Consider the following 24,426-nt stretch of genomic DNA (forward strand, 5'->3'; position numbering starts at 1 on the left):
ATTTAAGGGTAATATAGGACTAATACTTACAAATAACACATTCAATAAATTCAATGAAACTGTTATTAAAAGGCATGCTTGTCTCCAAAAATGATATTGTACACAGTATAGTAAATAATTTTTAAATCGAGCACAAAAGTCCAATTCTCAAGGTAAAAAATATCAAGTTTTACTCTGCCACGCACTTGAAAGTTCTCTGTCGTTTCACCGCGGTAGCCCCGGACTTGTGAAAGGCCTGTAACCCCTGGTTTAATTAAATGCCTGACACGGTATTTTTCTGCGATCAGAGCGTATTGCTTGTCTGCTTGTAACATATGGGGGCGTGGCCCGACAATTGACATTTGCCCCAGTAACACATTAAAAAACTGAGGAAGTTCATCCAGGCTGGTCTTGCGGAGGAAAGCACCAATGGGTGTGATCCTGGCATCGCCGCGTCGGGCAAACTGAGAATTGGCCTCGTTGTTAATATACATCGATCGAAGCTTCCAGCAACGGAATGTTTTATAATTGATTCCTGAACGTATCTGGCCGAACAAAACAGGTCCTCTAGAGTCGATTTTTATGATGACGGCCAGTATGGGCAGCAGCCACGATAAAAGGGAAGTTATAATTACCAGCGAGAAAAAAATATCGAAGGCACGTTTGATTATTTTGTTAATCACATCATCCAGAGGGATGGATCGTGAAACCAAAACAGGAAGCATATCATAAAAATCGATTTTAAGATTTTGATACGCGAAGCTAAACGGTTCAGGCAGAAATTTAATTCTTACTAAATTATTGTCTGAAAACTCCATCAGCGATATTACTTGTTCCTTTTTAAGCGTAGAGGGGCTACAGTAAATCTCATTAACTTCATTTTCCAGGACAAATTTTTCGATATCACTCAATTTTCCAACAACTTCGGGTTGATCCACTGCCTGATCATCAAAAAAACCTTCAAATACGTAGGCATATTCCGGATGACTTTTAAAGAAATTCCGGAGTTCAATACCGATTGCGCCATATCCTACGATAATGGCTTTTTTGGAATTGTATCCTCTCTTCCGCAGATACCGCATGGCGTAAGTTGCCATTACCCTCCAAAGAAGCACTAAAATAACAAATACCAGGTAATGATAAAACAGGAAATGTCTGGGAAAGGAGTTGTCTAAATTATTGACTACTGCCTCTAATAAAACAATATAAAGTAGAACAGCCTTAATAGCGTCCAGAAGGATTCTTCTTGTACGGGCAACTCTATAATACTTGTATGTACTTAATAAGAGCGTACAGGTAATCCATACAACGAAAGCATACAAAAGGAAATTGATGCTTTCGGAAAAAAGTAATACAGCTTCTTTCTGAGCCAAACTATAAGCAGCAAAAGTTGAAAGGAGAATGGCTGCTATGTCACCAGAAGAATGTATTAATCTTACAAATTTATTGTATAATCCTGGCATGTGTTTAAATATTAGCAAATATGACTAATATAGTATTAGGTTACAAACCATTGCTATTCGTATTTGGGTAAACTAGCAGGCAATATAACCGCAACAGGCTTGTTGGGGCAAATAATTTCTCATCTTCCGATCAGTACTGTACAATCAGTTTCAATTGGAGGGGAGGTGTTCTGAGTTTTTGTAACTGCAAGAAGTGAGATAAAGAAGGAGAAAAAAACAACCCCTTTCTGTGTACTCAAGTTACTTTCTGTAACTCCGCAAAAAGCAAAAAGAGCGATGAAAACTGCCAACAGCATATTTTTATGAACGTGGGATTGAATTAGATAATATATCATAATTGTGAGATACACTAATAGCCCAAATATGCCTAATGCCAACGCAGTTTGTATAAACTGATTATGAGGATCAAACCGACTTAAAACCCCTTCCTGGTAATTGCGCGCATTAAATGCGATCGTAAGCCTATCCTTTGTATCACCGATGCCAACCCCGCCCCATAAATTTTCAGAGATCAAACCAGCACTACTTTCCCAAATTTGCCTGCGTTGCTCTACTCCTTTCATTTCCTGCAATTTTAATTTGAGGTAAGGTACTTGTTCAACTGTTGCGTATGTGGCAGCAGAAATGGAGAGAACAGCAAAAATTGCGTAGACATACTTTTTTCTATTGATAAGATACACTAAAATTATAAGTGTACTTATGACTAAACCAGCTGCCAAGGCTGTTCTGGACGATAACAGCACTATAAAGACAATAAAGAAACCCAATAATGCCATGTAGGCCCATGTCCTGACTTGAAAGCCACTGGTGAAGTAATCTTTATGCAGGAAATATCCTACAATAAAACTCCCCATTACCAGGTACATGCTAAAGTATGGGGAAGGCAGGTTGATTTGTTTTGTTAAAAAGAAAGAAAAATAAACCCAGTCTACACCAAGGAATTGCCCTGTTGCTCTATGCATTTTATTAATTGCCACATCATAGACCAGTGAGAATAAACTATAGGAAGTTGCTAAAAAACAGGCTACAACAAATGATTGCAGTAAGATATGGGCTCTTTTTTTCCGCAGTTCGATTGTATGGAATAACAATGGTAGAACCAGGAGTGAAGCCTTCAGTTCCAGATCAGAAAGAGCAGCTGACTTGTTGTTGCTTATAAAAAAACTGATGACATGAATGGCCAAGAAAAGAAGTAGTAGTTGAATTCCGCGTATTTGTAAAGCTGCTGAAAGCCTTTGCCTGTATGCTTTATTTGACAACCAGAGAATACTGGATACGATTATAAAAACACTATTTACCTGAATTGAAAAAGGCATGGATAGTGTAAATCCGATTAGTGCAAGAAACAGTAAGTCGGGGAGCCGACTTTTAAAGGTTTCTAAAGTGATATTATACATTTTGCAGAGTAGTAGCTTGCATATGAGTTACCACAAAATCCTTAATATTTTCTTTGAATTTCGCTTCACTAAACCTTTCGGCATTTGCTCTGATTATAAGCGGATCAAAATTGATAGAATTTGATTCGAACAACTTGATTGCCTCTAGTAGTGAGGCAACGGTTTGCTCTTTGTATAAGATTCCAGTTGTTCCATGAATAATCGTTTCTTTGGCCCCACCTTTGCCTAAGGCAATAACTGGTGTTCCACATGCTTGGGCTTCAACCGGGGTGATCCCAAAGTCTTCTTCGGCTGCAAATAAAAATGCTTTAGCTTTTTGCATATGCGTTTTTAGTACTTCAAAAGATTGGGAACCCATAAATTTCACGTTTTCTGTTGATTTCGCTTTAATTTTGTCAAAATCCGGACCGTCACCGATCACTACCAGCTTTTTGTGCGGAAGCGAAGCAAACGCTGCCACAATCAGATCGATCTTCTTATAGGGCACCATGCGAGAGGCGGTTAAATAGAAGTCATCTTTTTGAGTAACCAACTCGAAACCATCCACATTTACAGGGGGATAGATTACAAAGGCCTCTTTGTTATAAATTTTGGCGATACGTCGGGATACATAATGGGAATTGGCAATAAAAAGATCAACTCTGTTTGCCGTCGTAAAATCCCAAATTCGCATGTAATGCAAGACGGCTTTTGCAAAAAAAGCCTTTATGCCTTTGGTTAACCCTGCTTCCCGAATATATTGGTGATACAGATCCCATGCATAACGTATGGGAGAGTGGCAATAGCAGATGTGCATTTGATTCGCATGCGTGATTACCCCTTTTGCAACAGCATGGCTACTGCTGATCACCAGGTCGAATGAAGAAACATCTAACTGCTCTATGGCCATAGGCATTAGTGCCAAATAATTTCTGTAATGTTTTTTTGCAAATGGCAGATTTTGAATAAAAGTTGTTTTCACCTCTTTATTTAAGATATGCTTCTTCAAATGCGGTGGCATAAATTCTATAACAGAGAACAACTCTGCCTCCGGGAAAATGTGCAACAGCTGTTCTACCACTTTCTCAGAACCAGCATAATCTACAAACCACTCGTGTACGATCGCTATTTTCAAAATATAATTATTTAAAATCTTCGGGAGAAATTTCTAACCAATGCTTTACAGAGTTTTGAAAGCTAAACCTGAACACAAATCCCAAGCGAATCAAATTGCCAGGAATAATATGCGTAGGCGTTGCAGCCTTCTTCACACGCTCTGGATGTATAGGGCTACTGTTACCCAGAATCAGACACAAGAACCTGGCTACTGGCACAAGCACCGCAAGTGGCAGTGCCACGAGGGGGAATTTACTACCAAACTCAGACTTAACAGCTCTTGCAATCTTATCTATGGTTTCTGTAGGCGTTTCAACATAATTATAGAGAAACTGCTTTTCTGTTTGCTGCATAACGAACAGGATGCTACTTAAAAAACCATAAATATAAGCATATGATTTATAGATGCTCTTTTCGGAAGGAAATGCAAAATAACCCTTCCTGATCGCACGGATCATGCGCATGATGTTGCCAGGGTCTCCGGGGCCATATAAAACACCTGGTCGGCTAACGATTAACCTGTTTTGGGAAGCCATATTACACCAGGCCTGATGAATCCGTTCGGCTTTTAATTTTGAATGACCGTAGGGTGTTGTCGGGTGTGTTGGTTTTGATTCGTCTGTAGGTGTGCAGGTTGGGCCGTAAACAGCTATGCTGCTTGTAAAGAAAATGTTTTTGCACCCTGTTGTTGTGGCATAATCGCATACATGATGGGCGCCTTGAACGTTTGTATCAAAATACTCAGAAGAAGTATGTCCCGGCTCTCGGTGAATAGCAGCCAAATTGTAGATCCAATTTGCTTTGCCGGCTATTAAATCAGAGGGGATGGGTTCTCTTACATCTGTAATAGATGTAGTGATGCAAGGAAGGTCGGTTAAAGGTGAGACTTTAAGATCAGCTATATGAACGTGCGTAAAGTGTTTAGTCTCTAGAAAATATTTAGCAAGGTGCGAACCTACAAAACCGGCACCTCCAAAAATGATACAGGTAGACATATTATCAGGTGAACAAATTATTAAAAATCGTGACATGCGTTTCTGCAGCACGCTTCCATGAGAAATGGGAAATGTGTTCAAGTCCTTTTTTAATCTGTAGCTCCCGTAACGCTCTATCACTCAATAATAACAACATCTGCTGCGCCAACTCCTGTGCATTAGTAGGGGAGAAATAGATCGCCGCTTCTTCACAAATTTCAGGAATACTAGCTGCATCAGATGCTACCACAGGACACCCACAGGCCATCGCTTCGAGTGGTGGCAACCCAAATCCTTCGTAAAGCGAGGGGAAAACAAACAATGAAGCGCCGTTATATAGGAGAGGCAAATCTTCAAAGGGTACAAAATCAGAAAAAAACACTTTGCTCTTCAAAAAGGTGTCCTCCTCGATCAATTTCAGTACGTGATCATCATTTGTAATGAAACCTGATTTCTTTCCAATAATTACCAAACCAAAATCCTGCTTTAACTTATTTTTTAGATGGGAGAATGCTTCTAATAGCGTCTTCAAGTTTTTGTGGGGCTTTACGTTCCCTACAAAAAGTATATATTTTGCTGGAAAGTTAGGGTATAAGGTAGCAATTCGTTCTTTCGCTTTAGTTTTGTCCTGTACTTTAAAATCAGCGCCAGCTACACCATTATAAACAGCAGTTACTACCTCCTCCTGTACATTAGTGTATTTAACGATTTCCTTTTTAGAAAACTCAGACACGGTTATAATTTTATCGGAATGCCTGGAGGCCGTTTTAAATAAAATTTTTGTGTAGACCTTTTGTGGCAATGTAAGGGTATTCCAGTGTGCCAGGTGGTAGGTGTCGTGAATGGTAACAACCCGCTTTAGAGTGTTTACAGGTAATACAGGGACATTAAAGTGCGGGGACCAAAAAATATCGCTTTTTGGTGTTTTAAGGGGTAACTCAAGTTGTTCTTTCAGTGAATAGACATTAGACAAAGCAGGAATGATAGTTACTTCTTTTGACCAGGAATTTGTTAGTAATTCTGCTTTGTTGCCAAGCAGGGTGATTTGGAACTGCCCGATAAGATGCGGTATTATATTTTGTAAATAGACACCGATTCCTGAGGCGTTCATCATCCTGGCATCAATTGTTAAGCTACGCATACAAGCCCCTTCTAATGTTCCAGTTCTGAGCAACTAGCAGGCCGAGCAACACCCAATAAACAATAAAATTGGTTCTGCCTATAAAAGCGGAATTGAGCACGCTGGCGGCAAAAAAATAACAGCTAAAGCATACAAATGCCATACTTAACTGTTTAAGTAAAATATTATTTGCTCTATAAAAAGTAGTGATCGCAAAAAACACACAGGCAATATAGAATAAGACATAGAATAACCCTACCAGAATACCGTTTTCAAGAAATAGTTGTAGCCAGTAGCCATCTGTAATTATCTTATTTTCCATGGAACCGCTCGGCCCCTGGGTACCTAATCCTGCTCCTGTAAATGGTTCTTTTATAATATATTTAACAGCATCGTTAATTTGTTGAAAATGCTCCTGGTTAGAACCCTGGGAATTAGGGTCTTTACCGGCGAGGCGGGTCAGAAAAAAAGAGTCCTGGTAGATGATAAGTACAGATAATACAAGTGCAACGCACAACAGCAGAGCACTTATAACCCTTAATATAAAAGTGTAAGTAAAACGGGCATACTTAAGCGTAAGGCTAATGACAGTAACTATAACTAAGCCCACTAAACTTGCACGAGTAAATGTTAAAAGGTTTGCCAGCGCAATCAGGGCTAACGCCATCAGGTATCGTGTGTTTGGAGTGTAAAGTTGCTTTGCCAGAAAAAGGCTAAAAAGTATGATTGTGAAACTGGAGTAAATGATGGTGTTACCAAGTAAAGCTGTTGGCCTAATAATGGAGTTTCCGTAAAAACCAAACCTGGACTCGCCTTTTAAAACAATAAGAGAGTCTGGAAGCTGGTTGCTAAATGCAAACTGTATGTATGAAAACAAGATTAGCAACAGCCCGCAAAACAAGAAAAGGGCCAGAGAGCGGTTAATTTTTTGCTCGGTTTTAAAGAACAGGGGAATGAAAAAAAGGGGGATAATATAGAGCAAGTTGTTCCTGAAGCCTAAAACCCTTTCGTTGATTGCATTGTGATCAAAAAAAACTGTTTTAAAGACTGTCGCTCCCACCAGGAAAAGCCAAAAAGAAAACAAGGAGATATATGTAATGTTTAAACTTACCTGACGGTTATAAATATAAACGTATGAGAATATTAGGTGCAGCGTAATACTAAGTATGAGCAAATCAATTAGTATGGTGCCTGTATTTGCGTTTGAAGAAAGCAGAAAAAAATTGGTGATAAACCCGTTGAACAGTAACACCCCAATAAGCGAATTTATCCAAATAGCTGATAAGGATGCTTTAAGTGGCAGGGTCATTATTTGGAAGGGTTAAGCATAAGCGATATAATAGCAACAGCTCTTTTAAACTGGAACCTGCACAAACGCAGTATAACGGATAAAAATAGCAGAAAATACAAGCGCACTATCTTGTTGGGGTAATGTTTTTTTACAAAGTTAATCTTGCTCCTGATCCCATGAAAGTCTGCTAAGATACTCTTTTTACTTCCTTGCGAACTCGAACCTATGGTCTGACCCTCTTTATGATAAACTTTGCTTGATCCAACAAATCCTAAAGCAAAGCCATTCCGTAATGCCCGGGTAGCCCAGTCAAGCTCCTCGAAGTATAAGAAATAGTTTTCATCCATCAGACCAACAACATCAACAAAGTTTTTACTTAAGAACATGGAAGCACCAACAACATAATCCTGACCATGTTTCAGGTAATTATATTCCTCACTATCCAATTTATTTTCTGCGATATGGCTGGTCGTAAATAGGGAATGATTAAGGGAACCACCTATCGCCTGTATCATTTCCGGCTTGTGGTAATAAAGTAATTTTGACCCCCAAATACCAGTTTTATTTTCAGTGGGCTGGTTTTTTGCAGCCATTACCAGTTCCGATAAACTATCAGGCGCTACGGTCGTGTCGTTGTTAAGTAACCACAGGAACTCAAATTCGTTCTGCAACAACGCATACCTTATTGCAATGTTATTACCTGCAGCAAATCCGCTGTTATTTTTGGCTTTGATAACTAGTATTTGTGCGTTCAGACAGCTATTGTCGGTGTTTAAAATCTCATCTTCATTTATAAAATGAGTTTGCCCAGGAAGCATTTTCTTTTCTGACCAGTTTTTAAGTTCTTCTAATGAATTATTAGGAGAATTGTTATCTACAACAAGAACTTGCCAATTGGAATACTGTAAGCAAAGTAAGCTTTCTATACATTCTATTGTATCACGCCAACCCTTATAGTTAACAATAATGATATACACTTTCTGATAGGGGTCACTATAGAGAGCTGTATTTTCCAAATTTGTTCTTTTTATAATCTTTATAACCTTTAATGATGCTTTTCACCTTTTCAATTTTATGCTCTTCAAAAAGGAGAATTTTAAAAAACTCCTTAATATTATTTAAGGTCTCAACTTTACAGTATTCAGGAAAGTGGTTTCTGTATTCCGCTATTAATTTTAACCTGTTTCTGGTAATATAATACCTTCTTACCGCATTATGATGTGTTACACTCACTGAGAAATTGAGGAGACTGTATGACCTGGTGTCTCCTAAGTTGTGAAACAGTAGCGCATCATATTTAATAAAGGTGAAATACCCTTTTAATTTCAATCGCAAACAATAATCATGATCCACGTAATCAATGAACAGATCTTCCCAAAATGGCCCTACCTCTGCATAAGCCTTCAAATTCAGGAGATTTCCTGACGTCATCACAACAGTAGTTTCCTCTATTTTTTCCTGTAGATTGACTTTCAAATGTTTTTGTAAATGCTGCGGGGCTAAAATCCCAATAGGCAATGTGTTTGATGCCTCACAAGCCAAAAATAGTTTGTCCATCATCCCTTCACAGGCCTTGCTGTCCTGATCCATTGTGAGCAGCCAATCGAATGATTGGCCTAATGCAATTTCAGCACCCTGGTTCAGCGCGTGGGCAATTCCTAAGTTAGCATCATTCGCGACATAGACAATACTTTCAATAGCTAAAAGCTGATCTACTAAATGCTGATTTTTGGTCTCAGAATTGTCAATTACAATCAGTGTCTTTACATCATGTACATATGAGCAGATGTTCTCCCATACACATGCATCAGGATTATAAAGCACAACGACTCCGGCTGTTTTATCTTTCAATGCTGAATTCATTTATCTATTAGATGCTAGGCCATGATTTTGCAAGCAGTAAGGAATTATCGTTTAACCATCTTAACTAACTCTGTAATCCTTAATAGCGGGTTTCTGTTCCCGAGTAAGTAATATAATCCTGATGTGATAAAAATTTCGGTAACCACAACAGCTATAGCAGTACCTATTGCAGAATAATAATAACTTAAAATCGAATTGATTAAAAGATTCAGGCAGGAGCCAAAAATAAGAATATAGCTGTACTTTTTATGGTCATTGTAAGCTAACAAAAGTTGATTGACTGGAATGTTCAGGGCCACGATAAAAGGAACGAAGCTTAACAGCCTGATCAAGAGTTCAATATCTTTATTCATCGTACCAGTAAAAAACAGTACAATTGGTTCGGCTAAAATAAAGATCAGACTACAAAGTGTTAAAATCAGAAAGAGAAAAGGCAAAAAAACTTTTCTTAGAAAAGAGTTTATCACTGCGTGGGTTTCATGAGCTATAAGGCACAAATGTGGGTAAATAACCTGGAAAAATACGCCTAGAATTTGCCTGATGGCATTCACAGACTTTTCTGCAACACTGTAGTACCCAACAACAATGGTGTTGGCAAATAAGCCCAGCACAATTATGTTTGAGGTCATGTAAATATTAACTGTAAAGTTGGAAATAAAAATGCGCCATCCGATACGGAGTTGATTGACTACACTTTTAACAGAAGCGAAGCGAAAGGAAATAGAATATTTGCTTTTTATGAAAAAGAAGCTTGCAAGTCCGGTGAGAATAGTAGCTCCACCATAGTATAAATTAATGTAAATAAACTGCTCCGGTTTACTAATTGTCAGTAAAATAAGAGAGGTGGAAATAATCTTGGTGAAAACGCTAGAATAGGTGATGTACTTCATGTCTTGCAAGCCCTGGAAGAACCATAGCGGCAAAAGCAGCTGACCGATGACAATAGAGTAGGAGAGTACATAAAGTTGTACCTGCACCCTATCATAAGACAATAGGAATAAGCCCGAAATTAATACCAGCATTCCGCCTGCTGCCAGAACAAGCTTTGTTGTGAGCACTTCCCTAAAAAGGGCCTGTAAAACTGGTTTGTTATCTTTATTAAATGCAACCTCTTTAGTAGCAGTTAAATTGAAGCCGTAGTCCGCTATAATGTTGAAAAACGAAATTACTGCCTGCGCAAGTGCAACCAGTCCGAAGTTATAAATACCGATTACCCTGATCAGGTAAGGGGTAAGCACTAGGGGTAACACAAAATTCATTGCCTGCAGAACTCCAAGCGAAACAAAGTTCTTTAAAATGCCATTCTCAAATTTAAGTAAGCCTTGCACCTGCTGTTTTGTAATCATAACTTTTTGGCTTTCTCTCTTAGAATGAACGGAAAATCTAGTTAAAATTGAACTTACCTGGAGCAAATGATACGTTAACTGCCACAATTTGACACTCCGCTAACGCTTGTTAAGTATTCGTTTGGGGTATATATTGGGTAAATCAGATTTAGGAAAATAGCCTTAAACCAGCTATTACATATTTAATATTCCTGCGTTTTTTTTTCGGTAGCTAACACTGAAAAAGTTACACAAATATTCTCAGCTGAGTAAATACATAAGCAGATTCTACTTTCTTAGAAGTATGGATTGATACATGTAGACTTACTAAAAATAAGATTTGATTCCCGCGGGTTACTTAACTTAGTAGATTATGCCCAGTCCGTTATAAAAAGGATAATTATAGAGTTGCTTCCCTGTTGCTTTTGCGATAGCAATAACTGCCTTACGGACCTCTATAAAGCTTTCGGTATCATGAAAGATAGTACACTTACTATGGTTAGCTGCCCATAATCCACAATCATAAGTGTGTTGATAGGTATGCACAATATCTACATGTGCTAAATCATAAAAGCTATTATCCTTCTTTATCCAATCCTGGTAGGTAGACTGAACAAGGCTAATATTCTTGAATTTTTCTAATGCCTCCTTTGTCTGCTCATAATGATTGCCTTTATAGTCTGTATGAATGTCTCCTTCAAACGTGTCAATCCCAACAACTTCCTGGAAGTAATTGGAGAAAGCGACAGAAGAAAAACCAAACTCAACGCCAAATTCAATGCATCGCTTATTGTTTAGTTCAAACCGCTCTATAATATCCGCTATGATTAGTTCTAAGCCCCTCCATGCAGTAATGATATCAAGCGTTTTAGGAGGCACTGTTTTTTTACCGGGATAATAGACAGGGATTGGGTAAAACTGGTTATGAATTTTATTGAGTATTGATTTCATATGATGGTAGACGCTTACATTATGACTGCCCGAAGCATTACGTATGATACTTTTGCAAAAGTTCACAGCGAGAAAAGTATAAAATACGATACTGTATTTTTATAAAGAATCTTGCTTAGAGGCTGCAAATATAACTGCTTTAAGATAAATTAACTACTGCAGCAATGATATAACTTAAGCCATAATACATATCAACCATAGCAGTGGATTAACGGGAGAAATAGCCACTTCTTTTGTGTAGCAAAGGTAAAAACAATACATTTGCTAAAAATTCCCTATTATGTATAATAACTTAGAGGAAACCACGGCTAAGCAAAAGGCCTATCGTTCTGATGAAATTGATTTGCGCGACGTTTTTAGAAGCATTGGAGTTGGTTTCTCGAAAATTGGGGATGCTTTTAAACATGCATTTCGTGTTATCAAAAGAAGGTTTTTATTCATATCTGTTTTTGTGGTTGTTGGCTTAGCCCTGAGCTTTACGCTTTATTATATAACCAAACCCTATTACACTTCCTCCATGACACTCGTGTTGTCTGACATACGAAATGAGTTTGTGGAGAACCAACTGGAGCGGTTATCGGAAATGGTGAAGGAAGATAACTTCGAAGCAGTAGCGAGCAATCTGGACATTGATGTGAGCTCCGCAGGGAAGATCAAGCAAATGACTTTCTTTAACCTGGATCAGGACAGAATTGCAGCTGACAGTATCCTGACAGGTTCTCCATTTAAAATTGAGCTTACGCTAACCGATAATAAATTATTTAATTCCATGGAGCCTGCTTTGGTAGACTACCTCGAAAACAATCGTTATTTCTCCAAGCAAAAGCGCATCCGGCAGCAAGAGGTTGAAAGTATGATTGCCAAACTAAAAGGCGAGATAGCGTCCATAGACAGTGTTAAAACGACGGTTACATCTCCTCGTGGCCCTGTGAATGGATTTGTGTACGGAGAACCCATTGATCCCACTAACCTATACAAGGAGAGTTTGGACATGTACCAAAAACAGGTGGCTCTAGAGGCGGAACTGGAAAGGCTGGATAATATACAAGTCGTGAATGGTTTTGCTCCGCGTAAGAAGCCAACCGGCCCCAAATTGCTGCTTTATTTAGCAATAGGCGGATTGGCCGCGTTTATTTTGGGGCTTGTTGTGGCTTTCCGCTTAGAGTCTAAAAAGAGTTCTTAAAATACAATATCAACTATTATACAAGCCAATATTTGTTAAAAGGAAGATTCAAGTATATCAGAATGGTGGATGTGTGACTATCAGCGCTAAGAAAAGTAAAAAATATTAGTACTCTAATAACTGATGTTGATCATCATTTTCAATGATGTTAGGCATAATGAAATGTTATTATTTGTTACTCTAGGTGCAACCTATGTAAGCCCAGTTATGCTATTAAGTTAAATTTTGAAGCGTATATTTACGGAACCTCCAATGGGTGTGATTATTTAAAAATAACAAACTTAATAATATTAAAGCTATTGATGCCTTTTTTACTAGAATTGATACTACTGGGCTTAATTTTCAATAACTTCTTAGCTAAATTAGAATCGAATTGATTTCTACAAAAAAATATTTAGATATTGTAATACTTATACCTTGTTACAATAATCTATCAGGGTTAATAGAATCTTTGAAAAGTATAAAGTACAATTCAGGTAGATTTGTTGTATTAATTGTAGATGATGGGAGCGAATCGCGTTTAAGTGAGGGCGAGTTATTTTTAAATATTGGAAAAGAATTACCATTACAAATTATTTGTAATGAAATGAATGAAGGCATAACTTTCTCTCTTAATAAGGGTCTAAACTGGATAAGGTCTAATTTAAAAGTTAAATATATTGCTCGACTTGATTGTGGGGATATTTGTCATCCTGACCGTTTCTATAAACAATTCGAATTTTTACAGTCTAATCTAGAAGTTGGTTTGCTTGGGAGTTGGTGTAAATTCCAATCACCTACTTCACCTATAAATTATACTTATACCGCACCTTTGGATCATCAAGATATAGTAAAAGAAATGCACATCAGAAATGTGTTTATACATCCAACGGTTATGATTAGAACTGAAATATTAGATAAAGTAGGTAATTATCCTAACAACTATGAATATGTTGAGGATTATGCTTTCTTTTGGACTATACTACGTGAATCTAAAGTTGCTATACTACAAGATTTTTTAGTTACCTGTGAAATCAATAACAGTGGAATTTCAATATCTAAACGGCGAAAACAAATTTTAGCACGACTCAACCTTGTTAATCAATTTTACTCTAGTAGCTTACTAAGAACCATTAATATGCTTAGGCTTTGTTGCTTGTTAATGATTCCATATAATTTAATACTAAAAATTAAATATTATAAAAGTAACAGAGGTTAAATCAGAGGACTTTAAAGCTTATAATTCATTTAAATACTTCTCTATATTATTTAGTGAAAAAATTTAAATCGATATGTACTATCATAATTATTAAGTTATAAATTTGTAGCTTAATACTAAGTGGGGTATAGCACGCCCTTTAAGATCGCTATTAACTAACAAACTTATGATCATTGTCCACGTCGTTGAACCTTTTGCTGCCGGAGTTTCGGTTTTCGTACGATCTCTTACGGAAACCATGCCGGAAGAGTTACATATTGTTATTCATGGTGAACGCAAGATGGTTATGTCGGCTAAAGATGTTAGAAAGACGTTTCCTAAAAATAACGTTAGATTTATCCGTTGGGAATCTGCTCAACGCTCAATTAACCCTCTAAAAGATTTTCTAGCATTAGCAGAGCTTTATAAAATTTTAAGAAGATTAAAACGTAAAAATTTAGTTGATGCTGTGCATCTTCATTCTTCAAAAAGTGGCTTGCTTGGCAGAGTAGCCTGCCGTATGGCAGGTATTGAAAAGTATATCTATACTCCTAATGGTGCCCCATTCCTGTCAGGAGGAAACTCATTAAGTAATTATCTATATCAACAGATTGAAAAGTTTGGAAATAAGATAGGAGGTGAAGTTGTCTGTTGTTCTGCTTCGGAAAAATTTGAGTATGAAAAGTTAGGGATCAGAGCTGTTTATGTCAATAATGGTATTTCAGTTTCAAATTTTGAAAGCCCTGTAACTTTAACCAAGAAAGGAAAATTTAAGGTTATAACAACAGGTAGAATAGAAAGCCAAAAGGGACCAGCATTATTTAATACAATTGCTTCGTATTTTGAAGAATTTGATCAGTTTGAATTCATATGGGCTGGTGATGGTAACGAGCGCTCATGCCTTACAGCAAATAATATTACAGTAACAGGTTGGGTAAGCTCCGAAAATATCAAGAGTCTTGTAGCACAGGCTGATATTTATATTTCTACTTCTGTTTTTGAAGGGTTGTCATTCGGTGTTCTGGAGGCATTAGCCCTAAGAAAACCCGTTTTATTAAGCGAATGTGTTGGTAATAGAGATGTCGTGAAACAAGGTATGAACGGCGATATTTTTACTAATAAAACTGAAGCGATCATTAAAATTCTAAGTTATTTCAATAATCGTGATATGATGGGCATCATGGGGCAACACTCTCATGATATATGCAATTCAGAGTTCGATATGCACCAGAATTTTAAGGGATATAGACGCATATATCTGAAGAGGAATTCAGCCTCTAAGCCTAATCTGTTAGAAAAATCATATTAATTGCCTTCTCAGCTAAGGTTATATGGGTGAAGCTATACTATTGCCAGCTAGCAACTTACAACAACATTCTTTAGATTCCATTCAACAGTCTTTAGACATTATCCATCAACAATTACTGTTCGAACTCAAAGTTAAACAAGAGGCTATGGTGCACCTTGTTGAAAAGATAACAGAACTTGAAAGAGTTGTAAGAGATAGGGAGCTAAAAATTAGTGAACTACAGTCTGAGCTAGAAACCAGCAGGCAATTATCAGATGGAAACAGGCAAATAGTTAATAAGCTCTTAAATGATATTGACCGGTTACAGCAAGATGTGTCTTGGTATAAGAGGACCTATGAAAGTAGGAGTTTGTTTGGGACTTTGAAGGAAAAGCTGTTCGGGGCTAAAACATTGAGATAATGATTCCAAAGATAATACATTACTGCTGGTTTGGTGGTGCTGAAATGCCCTCTGAATATCAACAGTATATTAAAGATTGGCAAGAATTACATCCAAATTGGGAAATTAAAAGGTGGGATGAGACTAATTTTCCTTTAGATAATGAATATATAAGTACTGCTTTAACCTTAAAGAACTGGGCAAATGCTAGTAATTATGCCAGGTTTAGAGTGCTGTTTGATAATGGGGGTGTTTATCTTGATACAGATGTAAAGCTTCTAAAACCTCTGGATAACTTTCTCCATGATCAATGCTTCTTAGGCTTCGAAGAAGGTAGTGAACAATCAGATACTTTCTGGGTGAACAATGCAGTTTTGGGGTCCGAAAAGAATCATCTATTCATCAAAGAGTGTATCGTAAGAATTAAGAATAATTTTGATGGCACTGAGTTGGCTAATGAGTCGGCACCCAAACTGGTTACATGCGTTCTTAAAGAGCAGTTTGGTTTGTTAAGCTATGGTTTGCAAAGTTTATCAGATGGTATAAAGTTATATAATAAAGAAGTATTTTATCCAATACCATGGAATCTTGCTAAGCATGTAACTAATTATCAAGAATATATCTTTGAAGATACTGTTGCTGTGCATATGTGGGGCAGAACTTGGTTTAGTAGAAAAATGATGCTTGAAATGATTGATGATTTACAGTCATGGTCATCTGAGCAAAATAAATATATTACAGAGTTAAAGAAAACGGTAGAAACTGAAAAGCTTCACATTAAAGGTATTGAGGAGAGTTATCATCAAAGCTTAATCCGCATAAAAGAACTTAATTTTCAGATATCTGATAGGCAAATTTTAATAGACGAAATCCAGTCTGGTTTTGCAGCCTCTTCGGAGGGGTTAGGGAACCTACAGGGCAGTGTCGATTCGTCGCGCGAGTCCCTTGAGGGCCGCTTTGAGCAAGTAGTCTCGAGCCTTGCTTCATCGGATAGCAACTTGAGGACTGGCATGGCTGAGGCTGGCAGGAGTTTAGAGTCGCTGCGCAGTAATGTATCTTCAGCGCGCGAGTCTTTGGAGGGCAGCCTCGAGCGCCTGGCCTCCGGGCTGGAGTCCGTCGAGTCGGGCATCCGTTCCAGGTTTGCTGAGTCTTCGGGAGGGCTTGAGACTCTTCGCGACAGCGTGGAGTCCGCTCATGATATCATTATTAATAATATTAATAAACACACGCAGTCCTTTAATAATATCTCAGATAAACTTGATCATATATCTAAAAGTCAAGAAGATACTAATCTGAACCTAACTAAGATTCTTTTAGAAAAGCAAGCAGAGATAGAACATTATAAGTCTCGAATAGACGCAATAGAAAAACAAAATTCTCAATTGCAAACGTCAATCTTGTGGTACCATCAAACTTATGAAAGCAGAAGTTTAATTGGTGTTTTAAAAGAAAAGCTTTTCAATAGTAAACTATCCCAATCATAATGAATTATTGGATTCTAACGACAGAATTTCCTCCATTCCATGGCGGCGGTATCAGTACTTATAACCTTCATACGGGTTTAATGCTGATTGAAAAAGGCCACACTGTATCTGTGTTTGTACCTGATCATAATCTTCAAAATATTTTAGAAAGAAGTGTTTTTGAAGGCATTAATGTAATTAGGTTTAAACCAGGGAATGAAAGCTATTACAATTATTTAGGTTATTCTTCAGCATTAAGTTTCCAATTTTCAGAATTGGTATTGTCAGAACTAGAGATAGGCGATAGACCCGATTATATCGAGACCCAAGACTATCATGGAATTGGCTATTATCTTATATTAAAGAAGAAACTTGGTGATAGTCAACTGACAAATATTCCAATTATTTTAACAGCTCATGCACCATCGTTCTACTACTTAGAATGTAATCAAGCACCGGTTTTTTCTTTGCCCGAGTTTTGGGTAGGTGAAATGGAAAAATGGACGATGCAGGCTGCAGACATATTAATTTCGCCAAGCCAATACTTAGTTGATAATGTAGAGGAGCATCTAAATGGTGCTGGAGTTAACTATCACGTTGTAAGAAATCCTTATAAGAATCTGGTTAAGAAAAACGCTACAATAACATTCAAAGATGAAGATATAGTATTTTTTGGGAAATTGACTTACCAAAAAGGATGTCTTCAGCTATTGAAGTATATGAGTGCTTTATGGGATAAAGGTTTGTCAAATAAGATTAGCTTTATTGGGGATGACCATTACTTCGAGCCTAAGCAATCTTCTATGCGTGAATACATAACCAAAAAGTATCAACGCTATTTCGACAAAGGCTTTTTCTCCTTTGAAGGTAAGATGAACTTAGAGCAGTTAGATCAGCGATTATCAAAAGCTTCTTTGATAATTGTCCCAAGTGTGGTTGATAACTTCCCTTATGCTGTTGTGGAAAGTATGCTTATGAAAAAAGTATTACTTATTTCTGACGGCGGTGGACAAAGAGAAATGATTGAGGATGGTAAATCAGGCTTTATTTATCAATCAGACAATTTAGATAGCTTTGTTAATAAGTTTAAAGAGATACTTAAGTTATCAGAAACAGAATTAAAACTAATAGGGGAGAATGCTTATACCAGAATTACAAGTCTATGTAATTACGAAGCTATTTATAAGAATAAAATGGGAATCCTAAGTGCTTATAAGCATTCAACGTCTTCTGTTTTCCCATTTGTACATGAACTCCCTAAAGCAGATTATAAATTAATTTCGCACGGTGACAGTGCGAAATTGTCTATTGTTGTTCCTTACTATAATACTGGAAAATATATTAAAGAGACTATCGAGAATATATTTGAAGTAAATTATGAGAACAAAGAAGTAATCATCATCAATGATGGTAGTGATGATGCAGAAAGCATTGAAGCGTTAGAGGATATTCAGCTCAATTTTCCAGTACGAATTGTTTTACAGTCCAATCAAGGGTTGGCCTCAGCTAGAAACACAGGAATTAGGGAAGCCAAAGGTGAATTCGTGGCTTTTCTAGATGCTGATGATAAGATTGACCCAAACTTTTACTCAAGAGCAATAGATATTTTAAATAATTACAACAATCTAAGCTTTGTTTCAAGTTGGGTAAACTATTTTGATGGCAGCCAAGGTATATGGCCGGCACAAAATCCTGAGCCTCCGTTCTACTTACTACAGAACATGGTAAATGCAGGATTTTTGTGTAGGAAAATAGATTATTTAAACTTTGCTATAAATGACTTAATGTTCGAGTATGGTATGGAAGATTATGATGCAAACCTTTCGCTTCTTGAGAACGGATGTAGAGGAGTTGTTATTCCTGAGCCTTTGTATCAGTATAGAATCCATGCCTCTTCTATGGCAAGAGGATTTAACAAATTCAACAGATTATATCTTTACAGATTACTATCTAAAAAGCACAAAGGCCTATATGAGAAATTCTCTTACGAGATTTTCAATCTATTAATGGCTAATGGGCCGTCGTATCTGTACGATAATCCAACTTGGAAGCCTGCAACAGATATTCATGAGTATAAGCAAAGGATTAAAGATCTTGAAGATGCAACCAGTTGGTATGACAGAACTTTAAAACATTATGAGCAAGTACTTAATGAGCAAAAGGTAGATGAAAAAATTACTACTCAAGTTCCAGAATTCGAAGTTGTTTCAACAGTTTTAGATAATAATTATCTAAATGAAAATTACCAAATTATTAAGGATTGGTATCATAAGGAATATGAAGTACTTCCTTTATGGTATAAGAGGTTTGGCCATGTTATAAAGGCATTTCAAGGTAAGCGCTCTTTTAAATCTTTATTAAAGAAAGAGCACCAAAACTAAAATGAATTATTGGCTATTAACTACTGAATATCCTCCGCTTTACGGCGGAGGTATAAGTACATACTGTGCTTACACTGCCAAAATGCTCGTCGAAAAAGGGCATAAAGTAACAGTGTTTGTTTCAGACAATACATTGAGTGGTGTTCAGGAAGAAAATAACGAAACATTAAGGGTGATAAGATTCTCCCCAACAAGAACAAATGCTGGAGGTTTCTTAGGCTATTTTGCCAAACTAAGCTATGAGTTTGCTGAACTTATAAAGGAGTATATCATTAATGAGGGTACTCCTGATATAGTTGAGGCACAGGAATACTGTGGCATTGCTTATTATTTGCAGCAGTTTAAACTTCTGCAGTATGCTTATTTTAAGGATTTAGACATAATAATTACATGTCATGCTCCTGCATTTTTGTACTTGGAACATAATCATGATCCGATTTACAAACTGCCGAATTATTGGGTTGGACAGATGGAGAAATCATGTGTAAGGTCTGCCGACTTATTGCTTTCCCCTAGTGCCTATCTTGTTGATAGAATAAAAGAAAAAATGTACTGGGAGCGCTTATCAGAGCATGTGGTTTTTAATCCGATGTACACAGATGCTAGTATAGATGACGTACCGGAATTCGAATCCAATTATATTGTCTGCTTTGGAAAGCTTTCACCGCTAAAAGGTACTTTTAAGCTATTAGAGTACTTTAAAGATCTATGGGAAAGTGGATTTGAGCATCCGCTTCTTATAATAGGCGGTACGCAACAGGTATTTCATCCTGAAGGCCGAACTATGGAAGAAGTAGTCAAACAGAAGTACCAAAAGTATTTCGATCAGCGTTTGATCATACTTAAAGGACAGTTAACCCCTGCAGAATCATATAAAGAGCTAAGAAAAGCGCATGTGGTTCTTGTACCAAGTATAATTGACAATTTTCCATATACTGTGCTGGAAGCAATGAGTAATGGTAAAATTGTGCTTGCTTCGGAGCAGGGCGGTCAGCGGGAGATCATTGACCATGGGATAAATGGGTATAAATTTGATCATAAAATTAAAGGTGACTTTAAGCAGAAGATCTTAAAAATCCTTGCTTTACCATCGCAACAAGTAAAAGAGATAGGGGAAAACGCAATCTCTACCATCTTAACCAAATGTAATCCAGATAAAATTTACGATCAGAAAATTAAACTGATTGAAAATTATTTGGCAGATAAGCTAACAGTTAAGCCTGTTTTCCCTTTCGGTGAGCAAATTGAAACTCAGGATACATCATCTAATGGTAGTAAGTTTGAGAAGGGATTACTTTCGGTTGTTATTCCATATTATAATATGGGAGCACACATAGAGGAAACCGTTATGTCTATTCTTGACTCAACTTACACTAATCGGCAAATAATCATTGTAGATGATGGGAGCTCAGATAATGAGAGCAAGCTTGAATTACAAAAAATTAAAGAGCTCTATCCTATTGAAGTACACTCAAAGGAAAACGAAGGCCTCTCTGCTGCCAGAAACTTTGGAGCAAGCCTGGCCAAAGGTGCTTTTATATGCTTCCTAGATGCAGATGATACAATTGCTCCTGACTATTTTGAAAAAGCGATAAAGGTTTTGGAGAAGTATGAGAACGTACATTTCGTTGGATGCTGGGTAAAATACTTTGAAGGGAGCACAGCCTGTTGGCCTGCTTTTAACCCAGAGCTGCCATTCTTGCTTGTACACAATATGATAAACAGTGGCTCTGTCTATAAAACTTCATCTTTCCTAGCAGGAGGACAAAACAATCCTGAAATGGAATATGGGATGGAAGATTGGGATAGTACCATTGGGATGGTTGAAAAGGGATTAAGAGGGGTAGTTTTGCCAGAACTTTTATACAATTACCGTGTCAGGAAGAACTCCATGGCTCGGAACTTTACACGAGTAAAGAAATTATACCTTCATAAGCTTATCGCCGAGAATCACGCTTCTTTATATCAGCGTTATGGGGTAGAAGTTGCCAACTTGCTAAATAGTAATGGAAGTGGCCTGAACTATGATAATCCAACTTTTGAGACAGCAGAGGGAAATACACTCTTCATATCCTCAAAGATCAAAGATAAAATCACAGAAAGAATTAAAAGAAACAAATTTACCAAGTCAGTAGCACTTAAAGCATATAGATACTTTTCAAAATAAATTTTATGTCAGTTAGTACAATTAAACAAAAGTTTAGCGCCACAAACACTCTGGAGAGGTTATGGCTTTTAGCAAAAATTGAATTTAAGCTAAGATATTATGAGAATAAGCTAGGGTTGTTTTGGGCTCTTCTTAAACCTATAATGGATATTGCTATTTATTACGTAGTATTCCAAATAATCCTAAAACAGGATATACCTTCCTTCGCATCATTTATTTTTATAGGCTTAATCCTCTGGAATTTTTTCCTTGAAAGTACCTCTGGAACTACACAGTTGCTTTACACAAAGAAATATTTATACGAGTACAGCAACATGAATAAACTTGAGATCTATATCTCCACATTATTCAGCAACATGATAGGCTTTTCCTTTAACCTTATAATGTTTGTAGTATTTTACAATTTTATTGAACCAGAATCTAACGGAGCTTCTATTCATAACTTTTGGATCTTACCTATTTTTTTAAATTTATTTATTCTTTCTTTAGCCATCTCTCTTATTCTGTCTAATATATATATATACGCAAAAGATATAAATCAAATTTGGCAGGTGTTTTCCACGTTGCTTTTCTTTCTATCTCCAATTTTTTATAAGTTGAGCTTGTTTAAACAAGCACTTCCAACTTTTGAATATCTAAATCCAATTGCAGGTATAGTTATTAACGCAAGAAGAGTAATGATGGATGGTACACAACCTGATTTTAATTTGATGATGTTCGACTTTGGCTATGCTTTATTTTTCTTACTTATAGGTCTTATTTTCTTAAACAAATTTGGTTCGAAAGCTGCTGAAAAGCTTTAATTTATATGGGAAATACAACAACAGTTGATCGTGCAATTGCTATTAAAGCAAGGAACATCAGTAAAACATTTCAGATATCAGAAGATAGTCATAATACGGTAAAACACCGTTTGTTTAACTTATTCAATCCTCCTAGAACCAAGTATGTGCCTGCACTTAAAAGCATGTCGATGGAGATTATGCAAGGCGAATGTATTGGTTTATTAGGTAGGAACGGTTGTGGTAAATCTACGTTGGTTAAGTTATTGGCTGGCGTTTACCCAACAGACAGTGGCTATGTAAACATTAGTGGCTCTACTATGCTAATGAACCTTGGTGTTGGTATGAGCCATGAACTGACTGCAAGAGAGAATATTTATGTTTCGGGATCGGTTCTTGGTCTAAAAATAAAGGAGGTAGATGCCATCTTTGATGAGATAATTGAGTTTGCCGAGTTGGAAGGATTTGTTGATACGAAGATAAAGTTCTTCTCATCTGGTATGGTGGCACGTTTGGGCTTCTCCATCGCCGTAAAAGCTGGAGCCGATATCATGTTCCTGGATGAAATATTTGCCGTAGGAGACGCTAAGTTTCAGGAGAAAGCTATAAAGGTGTTTGAGAGTTCATGGATTAGAGGTAGAACCGTAATTCTAGTAAGCCACTCAATGGAAGTAATCAGGCAGTACTGTAGCCGGGCTGCCTTTATGAAGCAAGGTGAACTGATTTACTTCGGGGATACAGAAGTTGCGATAAGTAAGTATATAGAGGACAACCAATAGGTTGTCCTCTATTTAATTCTCCTCTCTGTTACTTAGTAGCATTAACGGAACAAATAGTCCTGCCACCATTCCTCCTAAACTTCTGTCAAAGTGAATCTCCGTGATCCAGACGCAGGTAAGAGTTAATATGAAGAGCATTGCAAGCCAGTTCCTGTCTCTTAAAGCCTGTGTAACGGGTATAATAATCCAAATGATTAGAAATAAAGCAAAACCCAAAATGCCCAGACTGTAAAGTATATCAAGGTAATTGTTATGGACATTTTTGTTTGTTTCAATTGCAAAACGAAAATTCTTTTGTTCATACTTTGAAAAAAGAACATCTTTTTTGTCCCCCAACCCAACCCCAAATACTGGATTTTCTATGAATATTTCCCAGCCGCAGCGCCAGGCCGCTAGTCTGAAATTGGCCCCGTTCCATTGGTCTTCTGTAAGCTGCATGCCATAATGGCTTTCTACGCCCATCTGGCTGTACTCATATTCGTTATAGGAAAGCTCTCTAAATCTGTTCAGCATCTGTGGCTGAAACTTATAAACCATGACAGAAGCCATAACTAAACCTAGAGCCAAGGTGGCTGTTTCAAGCATTTTTTTCCTGCTTATTAGGTAGTAAAAACCGAAACCAACAGATACCATTCCGAGAATACCTAAATTAATGCGGCTGCCAAGCAAATATATTACTAAAATTAATAAAAGGCCACCAGCTGAAAGAAGGAACGGCTGAGTGGTTTTTTTATAAATTACCTGATAGGCGATAATAAAAATAGCAAAATTTACAAGGAGTGCTATGTAAACAGATTGTTGACCAAGTAAAGAAGTAAAGTTATCATTATAGATAGCATCTGTTTGATGATTCACTAAAAGGTTATACAGTCCATAAATCAAAGAAGTCAAGCAAATTAATACAGTTGTCAGAGCAAAGCTCAGTAAAATTCTATCCTTAAGTGATTCTCTTATTCTCAGCAAGCCAACACTTATTGGGAACACTAAAAGAGGAATACGCAACTTCAAGTAGTGTAATCCTTTTTCATCATTATTTGAAAGAGCAGCACTTATAATAAGTAATATAAAAAAGAGTATGGCACCCTGAACAAATCTACGCTGTTTTAAATATTTTAATTTTTCTTCAAAACTTGTCAATGACCACGTGTAAATAATTAAAAGACTAGTTATAAGAAGGTTTAGTGAATTAACTGATGAAAAATACAGTGTAATAAAAAACAGAGTAAATAAGCTTAATAAAATTTTTTCCTGCTTGTACATAGCTCTTTTGTTAAGCTACAAAAGTAACTATTATTTATAATTAACACATCCTGGAAGCGGATAGCAGAATAAATTATATATTTTTATT

Annotated in this window: 20 protein-coding genes; 9 read left to right on the plus strand and 11 right to left on the minus strand. The window is 36.9% G+C overall.

What is annotated here, in order from left to right; genetic code table 11:
* Positions 1-65: 65 nt before the first annotated feature.
* The 10 genes from AC4BAN_RS04530 to AC4BAN_RS04575 all read right to left on the minus strand — a co-directional run bounded on the left by AC4BAN_RS04530 (position 66) and on the right by AC4BAN_RS04575 (position 11,458).
* Positions 66-1,442 carry an exopolysaccharide biosynthesis polyprenyl glycosylphosphotransferase gene (locus AC4BAN_RS04530; RefSeq protein ID WP_490563186.1) on the minus strand — a complete coding sequence of 459 codons (1,377 nt, stop codon included), beginning with the start codon at positions 1,440-1,442 and terminating at the stop codon, positions 66-68.
* 119 nt (positions 1,443-1,561) lie between these two features.
* Positions 1,562-2,839: an O-antigen ligase family protein gene (locus AC4BAN_RS04535; protein WP_490563187.1), complete on the minus strand. Its 1,278-nt coding sequence runs from the start codon at positions 2,837-2,839 to the stop codon at positions 1,562-1,564.
* A complete protein-coding gene (locus tag AC4BAN_RS04540) occupies positions 2,832-3,953 on the minus strand; it encodes a glycosyltransferase family 4 protein (protein ID WP_490563188.1) in 1,122 nt (373 codons plus the stop codon). Before AC4BAN_RS04540 ends, AC4BAN_RS04535 begins: the two co-directional genes overlap by 8 nt.
* A 7-nt stretch (positions 3,954-3,960) precedes the next feature.
* Complete coding sequence (locus AC4BAN_RS04545) at positions 3,961-4,929, minus strand: NAD-dependent epimerase/dehydratase family protein (protein WP_490563189.1); 969 nt, start codon at positions 4,927-4,929, stop codon at positions 3,961-3,963.
* A 4-nt stretch (positions 4,930-4,933) separates the two neighbouring features.
* On the minus strand, positions 4,934-6,049 hold the full coding sequence (locus AC4BAN_RS04550; protein WP_490563190.1) for a glycosyltransferase family 4 protein: 1,116 nt from the start codon (positions 6,047-6,049) through the stop codon (positions 4,934-4,936).
* Positions 6,042-7,337 carry an O-antigen ligase family protein gene (locus AC4BAN_RS04555; RefSeq protein ID WP_490563191.1) on the minus strand — a complete coding sequence of 432 codons (1,296 nt, stop codon included), beginning with the start codon at positions 7,335-7,337 and terminating at the stop codon, positions 6,042-6,044. Before AC4BAN_RS04555 ends, AC4BAN_RS04550 begins: the two co-directional genes overlap by 8 nt.
* A complete protein-coding gene (locus tag AC4BAN_RS04560) occupies positions 7,337-8,335 on the minus strand; it encodes a glycosyltransferase family 2 protein (protein ID WP_490563192.1) in 999 nt (332 codons plus the stop codon). The genes AC4BAN_RS04555 and AC4BAN_RS04560 overlap by 1 nt, the downstream gene beginning before the upstream one ends.
* The gene (locus tag AC4BAN_RS04565; RefSeq protein ID WP_490563193.1) at positions 8,313-9,182 is read right to left on the minus strand and encodes a glycosyltransferase family 2 protein; all 870 of its coding nucleotides are present in this window, start codon (positions 9,180-9,182) and stop codon (positions 8,313-8,315) included. The genes AC4BAN_RS04560 and AC4BAN_RS04565 overlap by 23 nt, the downstream gene beginning before the upstream one ends.
* A gap of 44 nt (positions 9,183-9,226) precedes the next feature.
* On the minus strand, positions 9,227-10,528 hold the full coding sequence (locus tag AC4BAN_RS04570) for a flippase (protein ID WP_490563194.1): 1,302 nt from the start codon (positions 10,526-10,528) through the stop codon (positions 9,227-9,229).
* Positions 10,529-10,870: 342 nt separating this feature from the next.
* Positions 10,871-11,458: a class I SAM-dependent methyltransferase gene (locus AC4BAN_RS04575; protein ID WP_490563195.1), complete on the minus strand. Its 588-nt coding sequence runs from the start codon at positions 11,456-11,458 to the stop codon at positions 10,871-10,873.
* Positions 11,459-11,738: 280 nt separating this feature from the next.
* On the opposite strand from AC4BAN_RS04575, the gene AC4BAN_RS04580 reads away from it, so the two are divergent.
* From AC4BAN_RS04580 to AC4BAN_RS04620, 9 genes are all read left to right on the plus strand, one after another.
* Positions 11,739-12,641 carry a YveK family protein gene (locus AC4BAN_RS04580; RefSeq protein ID WP_490563196.1) on the plus strand — a complete coding sequence of 301 codons (903 nt, stop codon included), beginning with the start codon at positions 11,739-11,741 and terminating at the stop codon, positions 12,639-12,641.
* A gap of 373 nt (positions 12,642-13,014) precedes the next feature.
* Positions 13,015-13,839 carry a glycosyltransferase gene (locus AC4BAN_RS04585; protein WP_490563197.1) on the plus strand — a complete coding sequence of 275 codons (825 nt, stop codon included), beginning with the start codon at positions 13,015-13,017 and terminating at the stop codon, positions 13,837-13,839.
* Positions 13,840-14,005: 166 nt separating this feature from the next.
* Complete coding sequence (locus tag AC4BAN_RS04590; RefSeq protein WP_490563198.1) at positions 14,006-15,127, plus strand: glycosyltransferase; 1,122 nt, start codon at positions 14,006-14,008, stop codon at positions 15,125-15,127.
* A 22-nt stretch (positions 15,128-15,149) separates the two neighbouring features.
* The gene (locus AC4BAN_RS04595) at positions 15,150-15,527 is read left to right on the plus strand and encodes a hypothetical protein (protein ID WP_490563199.1); all 378 of its coding nucleotides are present in this window, start codon (positions 15,150-15,152) and stop codon (positions 15,525-15,527) included.
* Complete coding sequence (locus AC4BAN_RS04600) at positions 15,527-16,990, plus strand: glycosyltransferase (RefSeq protein ID WP_490563200.1); 1,464 nt, start codon at positions 15,527-15,529, stop codon at positions 16,988-16,990. The genes AC4BAN_RS04595 and AC4BAN_RS04600 overlap by 1 nt, the downstream gene beginning before the upstream one ends.
* Positions 16,990-19,350 carry a glycosyltransferase gene (locus AC4BAN_RS04605; RefSeq protein WP_490563201.1) on the plus strand — a complete coding sequence of 787 codons (2,361 nt, stop codon included), beginning with the start codon at positions 16,990-16,992 and terminating at the stop codon, positions 19,348-19,350. Before AC4BAN_RS04600 ends, AC4BAN_RS04605 begins: the two co-directional genes overlap by 1 nt.
* 1 nt (position 19,351) lies before the next feature.
* A complete protein-coding gene (locus AC4BAN_RS04610) occupies positions 19,352-21,517 on the plus strand; it encodes a glycosyltransferase (RefSeq protein WP_490563202.1) in 2,166 nt (721 codons plus the stop codon).
* Positions 21,518-21,522: 5 nt separating this feature from the next.
* The gene (locus tag AC4BAN_RS04615) at positions 21,523-22,320 is read left to right on the plus strand and encodes an ABC transporter permease (protein WP_490563203.1); all 798 of its coding nucleotides are present in this window, start codon (positions 21,523-21,525) and stop codon (positions 22,318-22,320) included.
* A gap of 5 nt (positions 22,321-22,325) precedes the next feature.
* Positions 22,326-23,078 (plus strand): ABC transporter ATP-binding protein, encoded by a 753-nt coding sequence (locus AC4BAN_RS04620; RefSeq protein WP_490563204.1) that lies wholly within the window; start codon positions 22,326-22,328, stop codon positions 23,076-23,078.
* A gap of 12 nt (positions 23,079-23,090) precedes the next feature.
* On the opposite strand, the gene AC4BAN_RS04625 is transcribed toward AC4BAN_RS04620, so the two are convergent.
* Positions 23,091-24,338, minus strand: a complete 1,248-nt coding sequence (locus AC4BAN_RS04625) for an O-antigen ligase family protein (protein ID WP_490563205.1) — start codon at positions 24,336-24,338, stop codon at positions 23,091-23,093.
* Positions 24,339-24,426: the final 88 nt, after the last annotated feature.

Source organism: Pontibacter sp. GD13 (assembly GCF_058216355.1).